Source organism: Arthrobacter wenxiniae (assembly GCF_013376105.1).
Classification (GTDB): domain Bacteria; phylum Actinomycetota; class Actinomycetes; order Actinomycetales; family Micrococcaceae; genus Specibacter; species Specibacter wenxiniae.
This window is the reverse complement of the sequence record NZ_JAAMFM010000008.1, coordinates 87,731-106,805: the sequence shown is the minus strand read 5'-3', so window position 1 is coordinate 106,805 and position 19,075 is coordinate 87,731. Positions and strand designations below refer to the sequence as shown.

Here is a 19,075-nt window from a genome sequence, read left to right as displayed (position 1 = left end):
ACTTACACGACTTACACGCATATTCAGGAGGCCGGATCATGGACAATCCGTTCGTTCCCACCGCCGGGTCCACCCCGCCTGAATTGATCGGCCGCAAGGGACTGCTGGATGAGTTCAGCTACGGCATGCGCATCGGCTCCGGCGCCCCCGGCCTGCTCACCATTTTCACCGGCGCCCGGGGTATCGGCAAAACGGTCATGCTCAGCGAGGCTGAAGACCTCGCCCGGGAGGCCGGCTGGGCTGTCATTTCGGAGACCGCGACGCAGGGCTTCATGGGCCGGATGGGCGAATCCATGCGGCGCCTGGCCAATGAACTCGGCGACACAACCCCTGGCCGCCGTGTCACATCAGTCTCGGCAGCCGGATTCAGCATCACCACCGCGCTGCCGCCCGCGGAACAGGTGGGCTGGCGGAACACCGGGGGACAACTCCTGCGCCTCCTTGATGCCCAAGGAACAGGGCTGATCATCACGGTTGATGAAATCCACGCGACCGATCGCACCGAAATATCCCAACTTGCCGCCAGCGTCCAGCACTTCATCCGCGAAGGGCTTCCGATCGGGCTTGTTTTCGCCGGCCTGCCCTCGGCCGTCTCCGATCTCCTCAATGAGGGCGTGGCAACGTTCCTTCGGCGGGCCGACCGCATCGATCTGCACGCGGCAGCGGTCCGTGACGTCGAGAAGTCCTACACGAAACTCTTCGCCGAGGGCGGCTTCGACCTGTCGAGTGCCGTTGTCCACGCCGCCGCGGAAGCCACCGCCGGCTACCCCTTCCTGATCCAGCTGGTCGGCTACTTCCTGTGGCGGGAGGCTGAATTGAACCCGGTTCTCACAGACGCGGCGGCGGAGGCGGCCATCGAGCATGCGCAAAAGCGAAACACCCGCGTTGTCATCCAGGCGGCCCTCTCGACAGCATCCGGCCGGGACCTGGACTTCCTGAAAGCAATGTCCCGCGACGAAGGCGATTCGGCGACCCGGGACATTGCCTCCCGCATGGGAGCAAGCTCCTCCGTGGTGGGCAACCAGCGGGCGCGGCTCATTGACGCCGGCATTGTTGAGCCGGCAGGGCACGGCGTGGTCCGGTACGCCATACCCGGCCTGCGTGAATACCTGCGGTCCCTGCCGCAATAAGCACCGGGTGAAGGCGGTGCAAGGGTTGGTGTCTGTTCATTTGCCGCCCGCGGATACGGCGCCTACGTTTCCCGGAGTGGCCCTGCCGTCCCCGACGGAGGGGTGAGCCGGGGTGTGGGCGGGCCGCCCAAGGCGGGGTCCCGGCGTCGTACGTGCCGGCGGGCGCATTGTCTTGGATCACAGACACCACGGTGGCCACAGGCCTAGGATTGCAAGGCCCTCGGGGGTTGGATGGAAGTAAGGGAAATCCCACCTCACTTTCGGACCAACTACTAAGGAAACCATCATGGCAACGATGCATGACCCCTCCCGCACCATCCGGGCCGCCCGCGGCACCGAACTCTCCGCCAAGTCGTGGCAGACCGAGGCGCCCCTGCGCATGCTCATGAACAACCTGGACCCCGAGGTTGCCGAGCGCCCCGAGGACCTGGTGGTCTACGGCGGCACGGGCCGCGCCGCCCGCTCGTGGGAGGCCTACGACGCGATCGTGGCCACGCTGAAGACGCTCGACGACGACGAGACCCTCCTGGTCCAGTCCGGCAAGCCCGTGGGCGTGTTCCGGACGAACGTCTGGGCGCCGCGCGTGCTGCTGGCCAACTCGAACCTGGTGGGGGACTGGGCCACCTGGCCCGAATTCCGCAAGCTCGAGGCCGAGGGCCTGATGATGTACGGCCAGATGACGGCCGGCTCGTGGATCTACATCGGCACCCAGGGCATCCTGCAGGGCACCTTCGAGACGTTCGCGGCGATCGGGGAGAAGCGCTTCGGCGGCACCCTGGCCGGGACGCTGACGCTGACCGGCGGCTGCGGCGGCATGGGCGGCGCCCAGCCGCTGGCCGTCACGCTCAACGGCGGCGCCTGCCTGATCGTGGACGTCTCTGCCGAGCGACTGCAGCGCCGTGTTGGCAAGCGCTACCTCGACGAGCTGGCCCCCGACCTGGACACGGCCCTGGCCCGCGTACTTGAGGCCAAGGCCGCCAAGAAGCCGCTGTCCGTGGGCGTTGTGGGCAACGCCGCCGAGATCTTCCCCGAGATCTTGCGCCGCCACCAGGCCGGCGAGTTCACCGTGGACATTGTCACCGACCAGACCAGCGCCCACGACCCCCTCTCCTACCTGCCCACCGAATACTCCGTGGAGGAGTGGGCCGCCGAGGCCCAGGCGGACCCGGACGGCTTCACCAAGAAGGCCCAGAACGCGATGGCCCGCCACGTCCAGGCCATGGTCGAGTTCCAGGACGCCGGCGCCGAGGTCTTTGACTACGGCAACTCCATCCGCGATGAGGCCCGCAAGGGCGGCTACGCGAGGGCGTTCGAGTTCCCCGGCTTTGTCCCGGCCTACATCCGCCCGCTGTTCTGCGAGGGCCTGGGCCCGTTCCGCTGGGTGGCCCTGTCCGGCGACCCCGAGGACATCCGCGTCACTGATGAAGCGCTGAAGGAACTGTTCCCCGAGAACGCGCACCTGCACCGCTGGCTCGACGCCGCGGCGGAGCACGTCGAGTTCGAGGGCCTGCCGGCGCGCATCTGCTGGCTGGGCTACGGCGAACGTGCCAAGGCCGGCGTGCTGTTCAACCAGCTCGTCGCCGACGGCAAGGTCAAGGCGCCCATTGTCATTGGCCGCGACCACCTGGACTCCGGCTCGGTGGCCTCCCCGTACCGCGAGACCGAGGCCATGAAGGACGGCTCGGACGCCATTGCCGACTGGCCGCTGCTGAATGCCCTGCTCAACACCTCCTCCGGCGCCACCTGGGTCTCCATCCACCACGGCGGCGGCGTGGGGATCGGCCGCTCCATCCACGCCGGCCAGGTCTCCGTGGCCGACGGGACCCCGCTGGCCGCGGAGAAGCTGTCCCGGCTGCTGACCAACGATCCCGGCATGGGCGTCATCCGCCACGTCGACGCCGGCTATGAGCGCGCCGTCGAGGTGGCCGCCGAGCGCGGCGTCCGCATCCCGATGCAGGAGCAGTAGCCGTTCCCTCGGTGACGGCGTGCCAGGCGGGGGGCGTGCGAAATTCCGCGCGCCCCCAGCCAGGCCGGCACGCCGGCGGCGGTGGGGCTGCCGGCGCCGGACTTTGAACGTGCGCCCTGTTGCCCGCCGGCACCGCGCCACTCTTGAAGTGGCGCACCGCCAGCCGCCAGCCGTGCGCAGCTTCAAAGTTTCGGCCGCCCGGTGTCCACGCGTCGTTGACCGCCCCCCTGAATTGGGCGGATACTGGGATGGTCGAAGCGGGGTTTCACTTCTGGGGCGCCGCGCGGCCAACGCCGAGGAGCCGACCATGGGATCGGAGAATGTGCGGCAGTTTCAAAGTCTGCCTGCCCCCGGCCGTGCGGTGCGGGTACTTCCAGCAGTCAGGCCTGCGGCACACCAGACCGCGAACCACGCCCGTCCGGGCACGGCGGACCTCGGATGGGGGCACGACTTTTCCAGGATTCCGGTGCACACTCGGCCCATGGCGGCCGGCAGGGGGCCCGCAGCCCAACGCCTGGCTGCCGGCCACACCATGGCGCTTCTTCCGAAGGCCGGTGCCGGCGACGGCCGCGGCTTGGCGGTCACGGAGGCGGAATCCACCGATGACAGGTCAACGGCGGCCCTCATCGGCGGCGGCATTGGTGCCGTGGTGGGTGGCATTGCCGGCTTTCTGCTGGGTGGGGTGCCCGGGGCCATCATCGGCGGATTGGGCGGCGCGGCGCTGGGCGCGGGAATCGGCGCGGCCCTGGGCGGCAGCCCGGCCGGTCCGTCCGGCCCCGTGCCGGTGGCCGTCCGCAACGGTCCCGCGCATACCCCGATTGACCAGCCCGACGTCGCGGGGATGGCCATCGCCATCACCTTGACGTCGTCAACCGGCAATGACGCCGACATGGCAGCGGTTCAGGACAGTGAACAGGTCAGCTCCTCCTTGAACCACACCGGTTCCTATGCGAGCGTCCCGGCCGGGCGCAGCAACAACAGCGGGTACATGGCGGGGTTCCCGATCCCCGATGACCAGCACACGGAGGGCAAGGCCAGGATTATCGACTGCGCCGACAACCATGGCGGCAACGGCAGCATGGAGCGCGAACAGCTGGATACGTTCACCGCGCCCGGCAGCGGCGTCACCACCCCGACAGCCATTCCCAATTCGGGCTATCTCATCAAGCGGATTATCACCGTGACCGGAACGCGCATCGTGTTCCGGCTCCAAAAGGATCCACACCCCTGCACGGTCAACGGGTTTACCACGTCCGCGGGGCCGTCACCGTCCCAGGGCGAAGACGTAGTGGTCAGGCCGTAGCGCCGTGCACAATCCCCCGGAAAATTCAGCAGGGCGGCCCCACTTGGTCGTCCGGGAAGGGGGGCGCATCGTCGACGCGCCCCCGGCGGACCAGGCCGTGGCGGCGGGCTATTCACAGGCGCCGGACAAGGGCGCCGCGGCTGGCGGCTACCGGCTGACCCTGTTGGCCGAAGGGCTGGCATGCAAAGTGGGCCAGCCAGTAAGAATCATCCATGTCTGCGAATCCGTGGCACCGGACGCCCCCTTGTATCCCATGGGCCCCAAACCTGTCACCGGCGAGTACATCGACGGGCAACTGGCGTTGTCCCAGGGGCCGGCGGATGACCAGCCGCTCATTCCGCCGTCCTACGACGGTCGGGTCGTCCCGGGGCCCGGCCTTGACTTCAATTTCGACATCACGGAATACAGTTTTGGCACGCCCGGCCGCCACGCTGTGCAGTGGCGGCCCGGTTCCTGGGAGTCAAACACGCTGTGGTTTGACGTCACCTAGGGCTCCAGGTGCCGGAAGCGTGATCGGGGGCTTCCTGGTGCCATGAATTGGCTCCTGCGTGGGACGGTTGGCTGCTATTGACACATGTGTGCAATCCGGCCCGGTCTCGCTCCGGGGCCCTGTGCCCACGCGCAGGCCTTGAGCGCTCGCGCGGCCGGCCCGTCCCCAATTCCAATGGCTGCGGGCCCGCGTGTGCCGGGCCGGGCCGGGCAAAATACTTGTTGACAGGACGGACCGCAGCGGCGCATTCTAGGCATTATTCTGCATCGCGTCGCCGCGACACTAACCGCGACGGTGGGTCCAACATCAGGACCCCCGTTTAGCACCCACAATTTAAGAGCTCCAGTTCTGGTGGGGGGATCCAATGCCAGTCACAACAAGTTATCCGGGCGTCTACGTCACCGAAGTGTCCAGCGGAGTCCACACCATCACGGGTGTGGCGACGTCCATCACCGCCTTCATTGGCAGGGCGGCCCGCGGACCCGTGGATGCACCGGTCACCATTAACAGCTATTCCGATTTTGAACGCACCTTTGGCGGGCTGTGGCTGGGCAGTTCCCTGGGCTACGCGGCCCGCGACTTTTACCGCAACGGCGGCAGCCGGGCCATCGTGGTGCGGCTTTTCCACAACAACTACGCCGACGCCGCTGCCCGGGCCAACGCCGTCGCGGCCGCAACCGCCACGGCAGCGGCAGCGACGGGCAGCAGCGCCCAGGCCGCCGCCGCCGCGGCGGCCGCCAAGGCCGCCACATACGCCAGCGGACCGGAGAAGGCCGCGGCGGACGTCGTGGCCGCCGCCGCGCAGGCCGCCTCCACGGCATCCGGCGCAACAGCTGCCACCGTGGGGCAGGCGGCCACGGCGGCCGCGGCAACCGCCACCCCGCTTGACGCGGCGCAGCTGGCTATTTCCACCCTCACACTCAACGCCAAGTACCCCGGCGCCTGGGGCAACAGCCTGCGGGCCCGGGTGGAATACGTCACCGTCAACGGAGTGGAACAGCCGGACGTTTTCAACCTGCTGGTCCGCGACGGCACCACCGGCAAGGTGGAGACGTTCCTGAACGTCTCGGTCCTGCCCTCGGATGTGCGTCGCGTGGACGTGGTGCTGGCTGGCGGCTCCGGGCTGGTCACGGCCGCCGGGCTTCCGGCGTCGCGCCCGGACAAGAGCCCGGACCCGGACACCGCCAGGCACCAGTTCGACAAGTGGGGCGACAACGCCGTGGCCGAAGTGCCGGCCGACAACACCACCGTCCCGCCCACCCCCGCCATCCCGGCCCTGCCGGCCACCAACGCCGTGGTTGCCCCCGCCGGAATGGCCAGTGACGGCGGCGCCCTGGCCACCAACGACTTCAACGGCCCCGGCAAGCAGGACGGCAAGACGGGCCTGTACGCCCTGGCCAACGCGGACCTGTTCAACCTGCTGTGCATCCCGCCGTATCTGAACGGCCCGAACGACGGCGACATCGACTACGCCGGGCTGGTTCCGGACGCCGTGGCCTACTGCCAGTCACGCCGGGCGGTGCTGCTGCTCGACTCCCCGCACGCCTGGGGCGACGCGGCCACCGCCGTCACCCAGTTCGGCACGGGCCTGATCGGCACCACCAGCAACTACGCGGCCCTGTACTTCCCCCGGATCCTGTCCCCGGACCCGTTGCGCGGCAACCAGCCCGGCGAGCTGGTCCCCTGTGGGGCCATGGCCGGCATCATGGCACGCACCGACAGCAGCCGGGGCGTGTGGAAGGCGCCAGCCGGGTTGGACGCCACGTTGAACGGCGCGCAGGCCCTGACCGTCACCATGAACGACGCCGAAAACGGCAACCTGAACCCGCTGGGCGTGAACTGCCTGCGCAGCTTCCCGGCCGCCGGCACAGTGGCCTGGGGCGCCCGGACCCTGGAAGGAAACGACCAGCTGGCCTCGCAATGGAAGTACCTCCCGGTGCGCCGGACGGCCCTGTTCATTGAGGAGAGCCTGTACCGGGGCACGCAGTGGGTGGTGTTCGAGCCGAACGACGAACCGCTCTGGGCGCAGATCCGGCTCAACGTGGGCGCCTTCATGCACAACCTGTTCCGCCAGGGCGCGTTCCAGGGCTCCGCTCCGAAGGACGCCTACTTCGTCAAATGTGATGGCGAGACCACCACGCAAAACGACATCGACTTGGGCGTGGTCAACATCCTGGTCGGCTTCGCCCCGCTCAAGCCGGCCGAATTTGTGGTCATCACGCTGGCGCAAATTGCCGGCGCGGTGCAGGTTTAGGAGGGGACCATGGCCCAGTTCAGCGTCAATGCCCAGCGTTTTGACCCCTACAAGAACTTCAAGTTCCGCATCAAGTGGGACGGGAGGTACGTGGCCGGGGTCAGCAAGGTCGGCGGCCTCAAGCGCACCACGGAGGTGGTCAAGCACCGCGAAGGCGGGGACCCGTCGTCGTCCAGGAAGTCCCCGGGCCGCACCGAATTCGACGCCGTGACGATTGAACGCGGCGTCACACACGACACCGATTTTGAGGCGTGGGCAGCCAAGGTGTGGGACTTTGGCTCGGGGCTCGGCGCCGAAGTCTCACTCAAGGACTTCCGCAAGGACATCATCCTGGAGGTCTACAACGAGGCAGGCCAGAAGGTGCTCGCCTACAACATCTACCGCTGCTGGGTTTCCGAATACCAGGCGCTGCCGGACCTGGACGCCAACGCCAACGCCGTCGCCATTGCGCACATCAAGCTGGAAAACGAAGGTTGGGAACGGGACCCCTCCGTCACCGAACCGACCGAACCGACCCTGAGCTCGGCGAACGGGTGATGAGCCGTGCCGGGGCCGGGGGCAGCCCAACTGCTGGAGGTGTGGGAACGGGGCCTTGACCAGGAGCCGGTGCGGCGTGCGCTGACCTTGCTGGCCGCCGCCTGCCCGCAGGAGTCGGAAGGGGAGCTGGCCGGCTGGCCGCTGGGCCGGCGCGACGCGGCGCTGCTGGCGTTCAGGACGGAACTGTTCGGGCCGCAACTGGAGGCCATGGCGCAGTGCCCCGGCTGCGGCCTGGAGGTGGAGCTGTCCTTCCCGGCCGGCTCCCTCGGGCCTGTGGGCGCCGCGCAGCCGGTCACGGTCCGGCGGGACGGCTTCGAGGTTGTCCTGCGCGCCGTCACGAGCAACGACCTGCTCAGCCTGGAATCCGCCGGCGCACAGCCCGACGCACACACGGCCCTGGTGCACCGCTGCATCGCCGGCGCCTCGGCCGGCGGGGTCGCCGTGGAGCCGGCATCCCTGCCCGCCGGCATGGTGGCCGCCCTGGGGGAGGAACTGGGCCGGGCGGATCCTGCCGCCACCACGGAGCTGGCGCTCGAGTGCCCCGGGTGCGCCCGGCACTGGCTGGCGCCGCTCCACATAGCCTCCTACCTGTGGGCGGAGCTGCACCACTGGGCCCGGCGCGTGCTGCTGGACATCCACACCCTGGCGCACGCCTACGGCTGGTCCGAGCGGGACATCCTGGCCCTGCCGCCGCGCCGCCGCCAGGCCTACCTGGAGCTGGTGGCCCCGTGAGCTACCTGGCCGGCTTGTTGCGCCGCGAGCTTCCCGCCGCCGCCCCAGGTGCCGGAACCTCGGGCGCCGGTACCTTGAAAGCGGGAAGAACGACGCCGGAGGGCGCCGTGGTGCCGCGCCTTGCCTCCCGCTTTGAGGAGCCGGGCGCCCCGCTGTGGCCGGGCAGCGGAAACCTGGCAGCACCCATGGGCGAGGACGCGGGTCCGTGGGCAGGCGGCACTCCCGCCGGCACTCCCGCCGGCAGCCCGCGTGCCGCCGCTGCCGCCAGTGCCCCGGCACCGGAAAGTGCTGCCGTGCCGCGGCCGGCACCGGGGTCCGCGCCGGCCGCAGCCGCCGCGCCGCGTCCGGGCGGAGTCGATGCTGCCCGGCCTGGCGCCGCGGCGCCTCCCGCCGTCCGGGAACGCCGGCCCCTGCCGGTGCACGCCGCGCCGCCGGGCGCGGCCGCTGCGAACCACCCCGACGGCCCCGCCCCGGCCGTGCCCCAACCCGGCGTCCGGCCGGACGCGGCTGCCCCGGGCGGCCGCCACACCCCCGTCGGCGACGCCGGGCAGCTGGCGCGGCCAGCCGGCGTCGTCCGCGGGGAGGCCACGGGGTGGCGGCCCGCCGGGGCGCCGGCACAGCGCCGCACCGAAACGCCTGCGCCGCCCCACGACCCGGAAGCCGGCACGGTCCGGCCGCGGATGGAACCACTCGCGCGCCGGGAAGCGTCCCCGGCACCCGAACAGCACATCCACGTCCACATAGGCCGGATCGAGGTCAAGGCCGTGGCGGCCCCGGCACAACGTCCCGCAGCGGGGCCGCCGGCATCCGGGCTCATGAGCCTGGATGAGTACCTGAAGGGGCGGCGATGAGCAGCACCTGGGCGGTCGCCGTCGTGACCGCGGCCCTGCGGAACCTGCTTCAGAACACCGTCCCGGTGCTGGATCCGGCCCTTTCCGACCTCAGCGTGACCACCCGCACGCCGGACATGGCCCGCAAGACCGTCACGGGGGCATCCCTGAACGTGTTCCTCTACGGCACGGCCGTCAACGCCGGCTGGCGCAACCAGGACCTGCCGCGGACCAGGCCGGGGGAGTCGGCCACCCCGCCGCTGTCCCTGAACCTGCACTACCTGGTCACGGCCTACGGCCGCGACGATACGGACCAGGACGCGGTGAGCCACCGGGCCCTGGCCGCGGCCATGAGCGTGCTGCACGACCACCCGGTGCTCAGCCCCGACGAACTGACGGCGGCGCTGGCCCACAGCGACGTGGCCGGCCAGCCCGAACGCCTGCGCATCACGCCGCTGCCGCTCTCCACCGACGAGTTGTCCAAGCTGTGGACGGCATTCCAAACCACCCTGCACGTCTCGGCCGCCTACGAGGTGACGGTGGTGCTGATCGACAGCCACAGCCAGGGGAGCGCCGCCCTCCCCGTCCTGGCCCGCGGCAGCCGCGACGAAGGCGCACAAACGGTCCTCGGTGCGGCTGCCACGCTCAGCGCGCTGGTGCCGCCGCGCTCGCAGGCGGCCGCCACGCAGGGACAGTCCGTGGTGGTGGCCGGGAGCGGGCTGGCGGTCCTGGACACGGTGCTGCGCTTCACGAGCATGTGGCGCCCGCTGCCGCCGGGCCGGCCGCTGCCGCCGGTGGAGCTGGCCCCGGCCCCCGGCCCCGAGCCCGGCCAGCTGGTGGTGGTGCCGCCGGGCCTTGCCGCGGACCCCGCCGCCTGGGGCCAATGGGTGCCCGGCTTCTATACCGTGTCCGCCGTGACGCGAACGCCCGGCCTCCCGGCCGTGGCCAGCAACAAGGTGGCCTTCGCCCTGGCCCCGGCCGTGACCGTCAGCCCCCACAACCCCGCCACGGTGTCCGTGGGCGGCACGGTCACGCTGACCTGCTCGCCCCGGATTGGCGACGGCCAGGACGTCGTGGTGCTGTGCGGCGGCGCCACGGCTGAGGCGGCCGTGAGCAACCCCTCGCCCGGGGACCCCGGCTACGCCAGCACGCCGACCACCGTGACGTTTGCCGTGCCGGCCGTTGCTGCCGGGCTCCACCCCGTCAGGCTTCGCGTGGACGGCGTGGACAGCATCCCCGTACTCTTCACGGGTCCCGTGCCGGCCTTCGACCCGGCCCAGCAGGTGAGGGTCACATGAACGCGCAGCAGGAGTGGCTGGCGGCCAACGACGAGTTCCTGGCCGCGCGGCTGGACTGGCTGCGGGGGAGGCTGGAGGCGCTTGCCGGCGGGGGCGCCGGCGAGAACGGAATTCGGCGCTCCGGCCCGGCGGCGCCACGTCCGGAAGCGCTGCGTCCTGAAGCGCCGCGTTCGGATGCGCCCGAGCTGGCGGTTGCGCCCGGGCCGGCGGTTGCGCCCGGGCCGGGTGAGCCGGCGGTGGACGGCGGGCTTAGCGCGGAGCTGCCGCTGAAGCGGCTGGCCCGCGCCTTCGGCCTGGGCAGCTTTGAAGAGGACGTGCTGTTCCTGTGCGCGGCCATGGAACTGGACACGGGCCTCGGCGGGCTGTGCGCCCGGGCCCAGCACGATCCGCAGCGCAACTACCCGACCTTTGCCCTGGCCCTGGCGGCCTTTGACAACCCCGCCTGGGAGGCCATGGCGCCGCACCGGCCGCTGCGCCACTGGCCGCTGGCCGCCGTCGAACGGGCTGCCCCCCTGACGGGCGCCCGGCTGTCCGCCCACGAACGGATTGTCAATTACATCAAGGGCCTGGACCACCTGGACGGATTCTTTGAACCGCTGCTGGCGCCACTGCCGGCCTCCGGTTCGCTGCCGCCGTCACAGGCGGCCGCCGCGGCACGGATTGCCGCGCTGGCTGCCGGCGCCGACGCCACCCCGGCCATTGCCCTGCCGGGGCCGAACCAGCTGGGCAAGGAACTCGTGGCAGCCCACGTGGCGGCCGGCTTCGGGCTGGAGCTGTTCAAGCTCGACGGCGCCGAGCTGCCCTCCGGGGCCGCGGACGTGACGGCGAGCGCACGGTTGTGGCACCGGGAGGCGCTGCTGTCCGCGGTGGCGCTGTTCATCGACGCCACGGACACCGAGCCCGCGGGCGCGCAGGCGGACGCTGTCCGCCGGTGGCTGGCCCAGACCGGCGGGCTGGTCTTTGTGGCCGTCAGGGAGCCCTGGCCCAGGCTCGGGGCGGCCGCCGTCACCATCGGCAAGCCCACCGCAGCCGAACAGGCCGACGCCTGGCGGTCCGGCCTGGGGCCCGGGAGTGCCGGGGCGGCCACCGCGCTGGCCAACAGCTTCGACTTTGAACTTGGCGAGATCGCCGCGTCCCTGGCGCAGGCCGCCTCCCTGGCGCAGGCCGGCCCGCTGGCGCAGGCAACAGCCCTGCCGTCAACAGTCTTCCGGATGCCGGCGCGTTCCCCGGCAGATGCGGCCGGGCCGGCAGATGCGGCTTCCCCGGCGGAGGACGGGAAACGGCAAGGCGGGCTGGACGGTGCACTGGCCTGGGCCGCGGCACTGGAAACCTCCCGGCCCGCCCTGGACCGGCTGGCCCGCCGGGTCGACGCCAGGGCCCGGCTGGCCGACCTCAAGCTGCCGGCCGTCGAAACGGCGATGTTGCGCGAAATTGCAGGCCAGGCCGGGCAGCGCCGCGCCGTGTACGACGGCTACGGGTTCGGCGCCCGGATGAACCGCGGCACCGGCATCAGCGTCCTCTTTGCCGGCGAGAGCGGCACGGGCAAGACGATGGCCGCGGAGGCGCTGGCCAACGAGCTGGCCCTGATGCTGTACAAGATTGACCTCTCCGCCGTGGTCAGCAAGTACATTGGCGAAACCGAGAAGAACCTGCGCAGGCTCTTCGACGCCGCGGAGGGGGGCGGGGCGGTGCTGTTCTTCGATGAGGCGGACGCCTTGTTCGGCAAGCGCAGCGAGGTCAGGGACAGCCATGACCGCTACGCGAACATTGAAGTGAGCTACCTCCTCCAGCGCATGGAGAGCTTCAACGGACTGGCGGTGCTGGCCTCCAACCGCAAGGACAGCCTGGATCCGGCCTTCCTGCGGCGCCTGCGGTTTGTGGTGAATTTCCCGTTCCCCGCGCAGGCCGAACGGCTGTCCATCTGGCAGGGGGCCTTCCCGGCCCAAGCCCCCGTGGGTGGCCTCGACCTGGACCGGCTGGCCCGGCTGAACCTCACCGGCGGGAGCATCCACAGCGTGGCCCTGAACGCGGCATTCCTGGCCGCGAACGACGGCGGCCGGGTCACCATGCCGCTGGTCCTGGCCGCGGCGCGCAGCGAGTTCCGCAAGCTGGAGCGGCCCATAATCGACGCCGATTTTTCCTGGCACACGGAGGCGGACCGCCATGGACATTGACGTGAGGATCGACAGGCTGGTCCTGGAGGGGCTGGATGTGGACGCCCGCTCGGCAGCCCTGGTTTCCACCGCCCTCGAGACGGAGCTGGCGCGCCGGCTGGGCGGTGCTGCCGGGAACACCGCGGAGGCCGGCGACGGCGGCGCCCGGGCGGCGGATTGGATGCCGGCCAATGCGGCGGTGCCGGCCCTTCGCCCGGCGCCGGTGGCCCTGCCCGGCGGTTCCGACCCGCGGGCCATGGGCCGTTCCATCGCCGGCGCCGTGATGGGAGGGCTGAACCATGGCCGATGAATTTGGCGGCGCACGGGCGGAAATGGCCAGGGCGGCAGCCCTCCAGGAGAACGGCAGGCACCAGCCATGAGTTCCCCGCCCATCGCCCCCCGGCTGGTCCGCGGCGGGATCGTGCTGATCGACCCGGTCACGGCCGCCGTCGTGCGCATCATCGCGCTGCAATACAACCCGGCCACCCTGACCCGCACCCTGGCCGTGCACGGCGCCGGCACGGACACCCCGGACCGCTCCGAGGTGCTGCGCATCAAGGGCCCGCCCACCGAGACGATCAAGCTGGAGGCGGACATCGACGCCGTCGACCAGCTGGAGCTCGGCACCGGCCCGGCCACCGCCTCGGGGATCTTCCCGCAGCTGGCCGCCCTGGAAACCATGGTGTATCCCACCAGCGCCCAACTGCTCGCCAACAACGCCCTGCAACAGGCCGGCACGTTGGAAATCCTGCCCATGGAGGCGCCGCTGCCGCTCTTCGTGTGGAGCAGGAACCGGGTGGTCCCCGTGCGCATCACCGAATTCTCCATCACCGAGGAGGCGTTCGACGTCAACCTCAACCCCATCCAGGCCAAGGTCAGCCTGGGGCTGCGCGTGCTCACCGTCGACGACACCGGATTCGACCACCGCGCGGGCAGCCTGTTCATGAGCTACCTGGCGCAAAAGGAACAGTTCGCCGCCGGCAGCCCGCAGGCCACGCTGGACACGCTCGGAATCAGGGGGATCTAGCCATGGCCGCCAACTTTGCCGCCAACAGCCGCTACGCAGCCACGGAATCCCGGACGTGGACCACGCCGGATGGGCAGGCCATTGCCTACCTGGCCCGCCGCTTCCTCCCGCACCCGGAAAACCTGGCGGGGACCGGCAGCCACGTGGTGGTGGCCGGGGACCGGCTGGACAACATTGCCGCCGCGGCGCTGGGGGACCCGGAACTGTGGTGGCGGGTGGCCGACGCCAACCGGGCCATGCTCCCGCGCGAGCTCACCGGGGAGCCTGGGACCACGTTGCGCATCGCCCAGCCCGAAGGCGTCCCGGGGGTGCCCCATGTCTAGCTCGCTGCAGCTGGGGCTCATGGTGGGCCCGGCCATCGCGGTTCCGGTCCCCGGGGACGTCATCGAGGCGCTCACGAGCGTCGAGGTCACGGCGGGGGACACCGGCCCCGGGGCCTTCACGCTCCAGTTCACCATGAGCAACAACTCCGTGCTCCCCACCCTTTTCCTGGTCGCCGGCGGATCCCCCTTCCCGATCGTGCGGGTGGTGCTCACCGCCACCCTCAACGGCTCCGTGACGGTGCTGGCCGACGGCGTCGTGACCCAGGTCCAGGTGCTGCCCGGCAGCGACGCGGCACACTCGATCCTGCAGGTCACGGGGGAGGACCTGACCAAGCTCATGGACAAGCTGGACCTGACCGGGCTGCCGTTCCCGGCCATGCCCGCCGAGGCGGCCGTGGCCCTGGTGCTGGCCAAGTACGCCGCCCTGGGCGTGCTGCCGCTGATCGTGCCGAGCATCATGCTCGACGTGCCCATCCCCACGGAGAAGATCCCCGCCCAGCAGGGCACGGACCTGAAATACATCACGGCACTGGCCACGAAGGTGGGCTACGTGTTTTACCTTTCGCCCGGCCCCCTCCCCGGCACCAGCACGGCCTACTGGGGGCCGCGGATCAAGGTGGGCACCCCGCAGCCCGCCCTGAACCTGGACATGGACGCCTTCACCAACGCGGTCTCGATCACCTTCAGCTACAAGCCGCAAAAGTCCGTCCTGCCGCTGGTCTTCATCCAAAACGAACAAACCCACATCCCCCTCGTCATCCCCATCCCGCCCATCACCCCGCTGAACCCGCCGCTGGGACTCGTGAACCCGCCGCCGTCGAACACGCTGCCGCTGAGGGACACGGCCAAGTACACCCCGGCCCAGGCCATCATGGTCGGGATCGCCACCGCGGCGAACACGGCGGACACGGTGGAGGGCACCGGCTCCCTGGACGTGCTGCGCTACGGGCGGCTGCTGTCCCCACGCCAGCTGGTGGGCGTGCGCGGCGCCGGGATGGCCTTTGACGGCCTCTACTACGTCTCCGGGGTGCGGCACTCGATCAAGCGCGGCGAGTTCACGCAGAAATTCACGCTCAGCCGCAACGGGCTCATCTCGACGGTATCGGCGGTGGCGGCATGAGCGGGGACTACTTCGGCAAATTCCGCGGCACCGTGGTGCAAAACGTGGACCCGCAGCAGATGGGCCGCATCCAGGCGATCGTCCCCAGCGCCACCAACGTCATCCCCACCACGTGGGCCATGCCGTGCGTGCCGTTCACGGGCAGGCAGTCGGGCGTGTTCGTGGTCCCGGCCATCGGATCGGCCGTCTGGATCGAGTACGAACAGGGGGACCTGGACTACCCGATCTGGACGGGCGGGTTCTGGGGCAGCGCCGCCGAGGTGCCCACGATTGCGCTCGCCGGCAACCCGCTCAGCCCCAGCATCGTGCTCCAAAGCGGGCTCGGGAACTCCATCACCATCAGCGACCTGCCCGGGCCCGCCGGCGGCATCCAGATCAAGAGCGCCGGCGGGGCGGCCATCCTGGTCAACGAAACGGGCATCACCATCACCAACGGGGCGGCCACGATAGTGCTGGCCGGGCCCACGGTGACCATCAACAACGGGGCGCTGGCCGTCACCTGAGGGCCGGAACGAAAGGGGAACACCATGCCGGGACCACTGCTCCACGTGGGCGCCACGGTGCTGTGCGCGCACGGCGGCCAGGCGCAGCCCACCACGCCCAACCCGCGCGTCACGGTGGGCGGGCAGCCCACCGTGACCATGACACCGCCCTGGACCGTGGCCGGCTGCCCCATGCCGCCGCCGTCGGCCGGAAACGGCCCCTGCGCCACCGCCACCTGGACGACCGCTGCCACCCGCCTGCTCTCCGGCGGCGTGCCGCTGCTGCTGGCCGACAGCCAGGCGCTGTGCGCACCCACGGCCACGCCGCTGCTGCCCGTCGCCTTCCAGCTGCGGGCCACGGGGATGTGAGGGACACCATGAACATCGACTACCCGTGGCACTTTGACGAAAAGGGCCGCACGGCGGGCACCGACGACGCCGGCCACGTGCGCGACATGATCGAACAGTTCCTGTTCACGAACCCCGGCGAGCGGGTCAACCGGCCTGACTTCGGCAGCGGCCTGCAGCAGCTGGTCTTCGGCCCCAACAGCCCCGAACTGGCCGCCGCCCTGCAGTTCACCGTCCAGGCCGGGCTGCAGCGGTGGCTCGGGGACGTCGTGGACGTGCAGTCCCTGGCCGTGGACAGCACCGATTCGACCATCAGCGTGGACATCAGCTACCGGCTGGCCGGCAGCGGCGATGTCCGCACGGAAACCTTTACGGCAGGGGGTGCGCCATGAGCTGCGGAACGCCCTGCGGCGCCCGGTGCGCCTCCCGCTGCGGCACGGACGTGGCCCGGGCGGCGGCCTTTGCCAACCGGGCGCAACTGAACGCGGTCGATTACGTGGAGGTCTCCGACGACCAGCTGACCCTCTTCGTGTATTTCATGGGTGCCGTGCCCGCCGTAGCGGGCGGCACGTCGGATGGCCTTCGGACCGCGAACGTCCGCATCACCGGCGGCGACGCCGTGACCGGGATCGCGGCGACGGGCCTGTACGTGCTTGCAGCCGGCGACGGCGCCGCCCCGGGCGACGACTCCGGCGCGGACCCGGCCGGCACCGCGCTGGCCGTCACGGTGGACCGGCGCGGGGACTTCTCCACCTACACCCTCAGCCTGGGCGTCCCCGCACCGGACGGGGGGTGGGGCGCCCTGCCCGGATTCAACCCCTCCTTCTCCGCCGCCTGCTTCAGCTTCAAGGCCGCCTGCCCCACCGGCATCGACTGCGTGCCCGCCTGCGACACTCCGGCCGGCGCACCGCCGGACACCTCCATCGACTACCTCGCCAAGGACTACGAAAGCTTCCGCACACTCCTGCTGGACAGGCTCGCCACCACCCTGCCGGCGTGGCGGGAACGCCACGCGGCCGACGTCGGGATCGCCCTGGTGGAGGCGATGGCCTACGCCGCGGACGAGCTGAGCTACTACCAGGACGCCGTCGCGACCGAGGCATACCTGCGCACGGCGCGGCGGCGGATCTCGGTGCGCCGCCACGTGCGCCTGGTGGACTACTACCTCCACGAGGGCCTGAACGCGCGCGCCTGGCTGACCGTGTGGACGGACCGGGACACCCCTCCCGTGGACGCCGCCGACGCCTACTTCATCACGGGCTTTCCGGACCTGGCCGCGGCGCCGGGCACCGTCCTCACGGACGATGCCCTGGCGCAGCTGCCCGCCGGCGGCTACAGCGTGTTTGAACCCGCCGACGCCACCGCCACGGGCCTGGTGTTCCGGGCCGCGCACAGCGAAATCGCGCTGGACACGGGTGGCGGACAGGAGTGCGCCCTGCCCAGGGGTGCCACGCACGCCACCCTGGTGGACAAGGCCCTTTGGCGGCAGGCCAACCCGGAGTCGCCGCCGCCGGCCCATTGGGGCGCCCCCATCCCCGGGCAGCCGCTGCAGCTCGCGGCGGGCGACGTGCTGATCTTCGAAGAGGTCCGCGGGCCCGCCACGGGCGACCCCGCCGACGCCGACCCCCGCCACCGCCAGGCCGTGCGGCTGACCGCGGTGACACCGCCGGCCGACGACGGCTGGCTTGTGGACGTCGCATGGGCCGCCGCCGACGCGCTCACGTTCGCCCTGTGCCTGTCCACCCGCACCCCGGCCCCGGACTGCACGCCGGTGGAGGGCATCTCCGTGGCGCGCGGCAACGCGGTGCTCGTGGACCACGGCCGGACCGTGGCAGACCCGCCCTGGGACCCCGTCCCCACGCTGCTGGTCACCGGCGGGTGCTCCTGCGACGGGGCCGCGGTGGAGGAAACCCGCATCGCCGCGGTCATCACCCCCACCCTTGCCCGGGGCCCGCTCACACACTCCGACACCGTGGTGCCGGGCCCGGCCGCCAACGTCCTGGTCCGGGACCCGCGGCGGGCGCTGCCCGCCGTCGAGCTTTCCTTCACGGACCCCGCCACGGGCGCCCCAACGCTGTGGGAGCCGCGGCGGACCCTGCTGGACAGCGGACCCCTGGACCGGGTGTTCGTGGCGGAGATCGACGACGGCGGCCGCGCCTGCCTGCGGTTTGGCGACGGCGCCCTGGGGCAACAGCCGGCCGCCGGGCTGGTGGGGACGGCACGCTACCGGGTGGGCAACGGGGCGGCGGGGAATGTGGGCCGGGACAGCATCGCCTTCCTGGTGCTGCGGAACGCGTCCTGGAGCGGGGCAAGCGTCAGGCCGCGGAATCCGCTGGCCGCCGCGGGCGGCACCGAACCCGAACCCGTGGCCGAGGCCCGGCTGCTAGCGCCCGACGAGTTCCGCCGCAGGCGGCTGCGGGCCATCACGGCGGAGGACTACGCCGAACTTGCCGGAACGCAACCCGGCCTGCAACGGGCGGCCGCCCAGCTGGCCTGGACGGGAAGCTGGTACGAGGCCAGGGTGGGCGTGGATCCCTGGGGGAGCGAACAACCCACGGCGCAACTGCTCGCCGACACCCGCGCCGGTCTGGCCCCCTGCCGGCGCATGGGGCACGACCTCGCCGTCGCGGCGGCCGACTACGTGCCCGTCGACGTCGAACTGTCCGTGTGCGTGCTCCCGCACCATGTCCGGGGGGATGTCAGGGCGCGGCTGCTGCGCGTGCTGGGCAGCGGCGACGCCGGCAACGGGGCGCCTGGCTTCTTCCACCCGGACCGGCTCACCTTTGGCGGCGGCCTCTACGCTTCGGCCCTGGTGGCAGCCGCCCAGTCCGTGCCCGGCGTCGAAAGCGTCGTCGTGACGCGGCTGCAGCGGCAGGGGAAGGCGGCCAACCATGAGCTGGAAACCGGCGTGCTGGCCGTGGGGCCGCTGGAAATCGTGCGGTTGGACAACTCCCCGGACTTCCCGGACCACGGGAAGCTCACATTGACGTTGGGAGGCGGGCTGTGAACAATTCGCCAGCAGGCGGGTGCGTCGGGTGCGGTGATTGCGGATGCGGCGGCTCCGCGGCCACCCCGGCAGCTA

General features: G+C 71.1%; 18 protein-coding genes. All 18 read left to right on the top strand.

Going from position 1 to position 19,075, the window contains the following annotated elements:
• Window positions 1-38: 38 nt before the first annotated feature.
• The 18 genes from G6034_RS07935 (at window position 39) to G6034_RS07850 (ending at window position 19,000) form a co-directional block, all read left to right on the top strand.
• On the top strand, window positions 39-1,130 hold the full coding sequence (locus tag G6034_RS07935) for an ATP-binding protein (protein WP_176634564.1): 1,092 nt from the start codon (window positions 39-41) through the stop codon (window positions 1,128-1,130).
• 286 nt (window positions 1,131-1,416) lie between these two features.
• Window positions 1,417-3,096 (top strand): urocanate hydratase, encoded by a 1,680-nt coding sequence (gene hutU, locus G6034_RS07930; protein WP_176634563.1) that lies wholly within the window; start codon window positions 1,417-1,419, stop codon window positions 3,094-3,096.
• Between the two features lie 466 nt (window positions 3,097-3,562).
• Window positions 3,563-4,399, top strand: coding sequence for a hypothetical protein (locus G6034_RS07925; RefSeq protein WP_218063706.1), 837 nt, complete (start codon window positions 3,563-3,565; stop codon window positions 4,397-4,399).
• Between the two features lie 43 nt (window positions 4,400-4,442).
• A complete protein-coding gene (locus tag G6034_RS07920) occupies window positions 4,443-4,889 on the top strand; it encodes a hypothetical protein (RefSeq protein ID WP_176634561.1) in 447 nt (148 codons plus the stop codon).
• Window positions 4,890-5,253: 364 nt separating this feature from the next.
• Window positions 5,254-7,143 carry a phage tail sheath family protein gene (locus G6034_RS07915; protein WP_176634560.1) on the top strand — a complete coding sequence of 630 codons (1,890 nt, stop codon included), beginning with the start codon at window positions 5,254-5,256 and terminating at the stop codon, window positions 7,141-7,143.
• Between the two features lie 9 nt (window positions 7,144-7,152).
• Window positions 7,153-7,680, top strand: a complete 528-nt coding sequence (locus tag G6034_RS07910; protein WP_113718523.1) for a phage tail protein — start codon at window positions 7,153-7,155, stop codon at window positions 7,678-7,680.
• 6 nt (window positions 7,681-7,686) lie between these two features.
• Window positions 7,687-8,412 carry a hypothetical protein gene (locus G6034_RS07905; RefSeq protein ID WP_176634559.1) on the top strand — a complete coding sequence of 242 codons (726 nt, stop codon included), beginning with the start codon at window positions 7,687-7,689 and terminating at the stop codon, window positions 8,410-8,412.
• Complete coding sequence (locus tag G6034_RS07900) at window positions 8,409-9,263, top strand: hypothetical protein (RefSeq protein WP_176634558.1); 855 nt, start codon at window positions 8,409-8,411, stop codon at window positions 9,261-9,263. The genes G6034_RS07905 and G6034_RS07900 overlap by 4 nt, the downstream gene beginning before the upstream one ends.
• The gene (locus G6034_RS07895; protein ID WP_176634557.1) at window positions 9,260-10,540 is read left to right on the top strand and encodes a Pvc16 family protein; all 1,281 of its coding nucleotides are present in this window, start codon (window positions 9,260-9,262) and stop codon (window positions 10,538-10,540) included. Before G6034_RS07900 ends, G6034_RS07895 begins: the two co-directional genes overlap by 4 nt.
• Window positions 10,537-12,714: an ATP-binding protein gene (locus G6034_RS07890; protein ID WP_176634556.1), complete on the top strand. Its 2,178-nt coding sequence runs from the start codon at window positions 10,537-10,539 to the stop codon at window positions 12,712-12,714. The genes G6034_RS07895 and G6034_RS07890 overlap by 4 nt, the downstream gene beginning before the upstream one ends.
• Window positions 12,704-13,003, top strand: a complete 300-nt coding sequence (locus G6034_RS07885; RefSeq protein ID WP_176634555.1) for a hypothetical protein — start codon at window positions 12,704-12,706, stop codon at window positions 13,001-13,003. The genes G6034_RS07890 and G6034_RS07885 overlap by 11 nt, the downstream gene beginning before the upstream one ends.
• A 66-nt stretch (window positions 13,004-13,069) precedes the next feature.
• The gene (locus G6034_RS07880) at window positions 13,070-13,720 is read left to right on the top strand and encodes a hypothetical protein (protein WP_176634554.1); all 651 of its coding nucleotides are present in this window, start codon (window positions 13,070-13,072) and stop codon (window positions 13,718-13,720) included.
• A 2-nt stretch (window positions 13,721-13,722) separates the two neighbouring features.
• On the top strand, window positions 13,723-14,043 hold the full coding sequence (locus G6034_RS07875) for a LysM peptidoglycan-binding domain-containing protein (RefSeq protein WP_176634553.1): 321 nt from the start codon (window positions 13,723-13,725) through the stop codon (window positions 14,041-14,043).
• On the top strand, window positions 14,036-15,163 hold the full coding sequence (locus G6034_RS07870; protein WP_176634552.1) for a hypothetical protein: 1,128 nt from the start codon (window positions 14,036-14,038) through the stop codon (window positions 15,161-15,163). Before G6034_RS07875 ends, G6034_RS07870 begins: the two co-directional genes overlap by 8 nt.
• On the top strand, window positions 15,160-15,666 hold the full coding sequence (locus G6034_RS07865) for a phage baseplate assembly protein V (protein WP_176634551.1): 507 nt from the start codon (window positions 15,160-15,162) through the stop codon (window positions 15,664-15,666). Before G6034_RS07870 ends, G6034_RS07865 begins: the two co-directional genes overlap by 4 nt.
• Before the next feature lie 24 nt (window positions 15,667-15,690).
• Window positions 15,691-16,014: a hypothetical protein gene (locus G6034_RS07860; RefSeq protein ID WP_176634550.1), complete on the top strand. Its 324-nt coding sequence runs from the start codon at window positions 15,691-15,693 to the stop codon at window positions 16,012-16,014.
• Between the two features lie 8 nt (window positions 16,015-16,022).
• On the top strand, window positions 16,023-16,385 hold the full coding sequence (locus tag G6034_RS07855) for a GPW/gp25 family protein (protein ID WP_176634549.1): 363 nt from the start codon (window positions 16,023-16,025) through the stop codon (window positions 16,383-16,385).
• Window positions 16,382-19,000, top strand: a complete 2,619-nt coding sequence (locus tag G6034_RS07850; protein ID WP_176634548.1) for a putative baseplate assembly protein — start codon at window positions 16,382-16,384, stop codon at window positions 18,998-19,000. The genes G6034_RS07855 and G6034_RS07850 overlap by 4 nt, the downstream gene beginning before the upstream one ends.
• The last annotated feature ends 75 nt before the right edge of the window (window positions 19,001-19,075 follow it).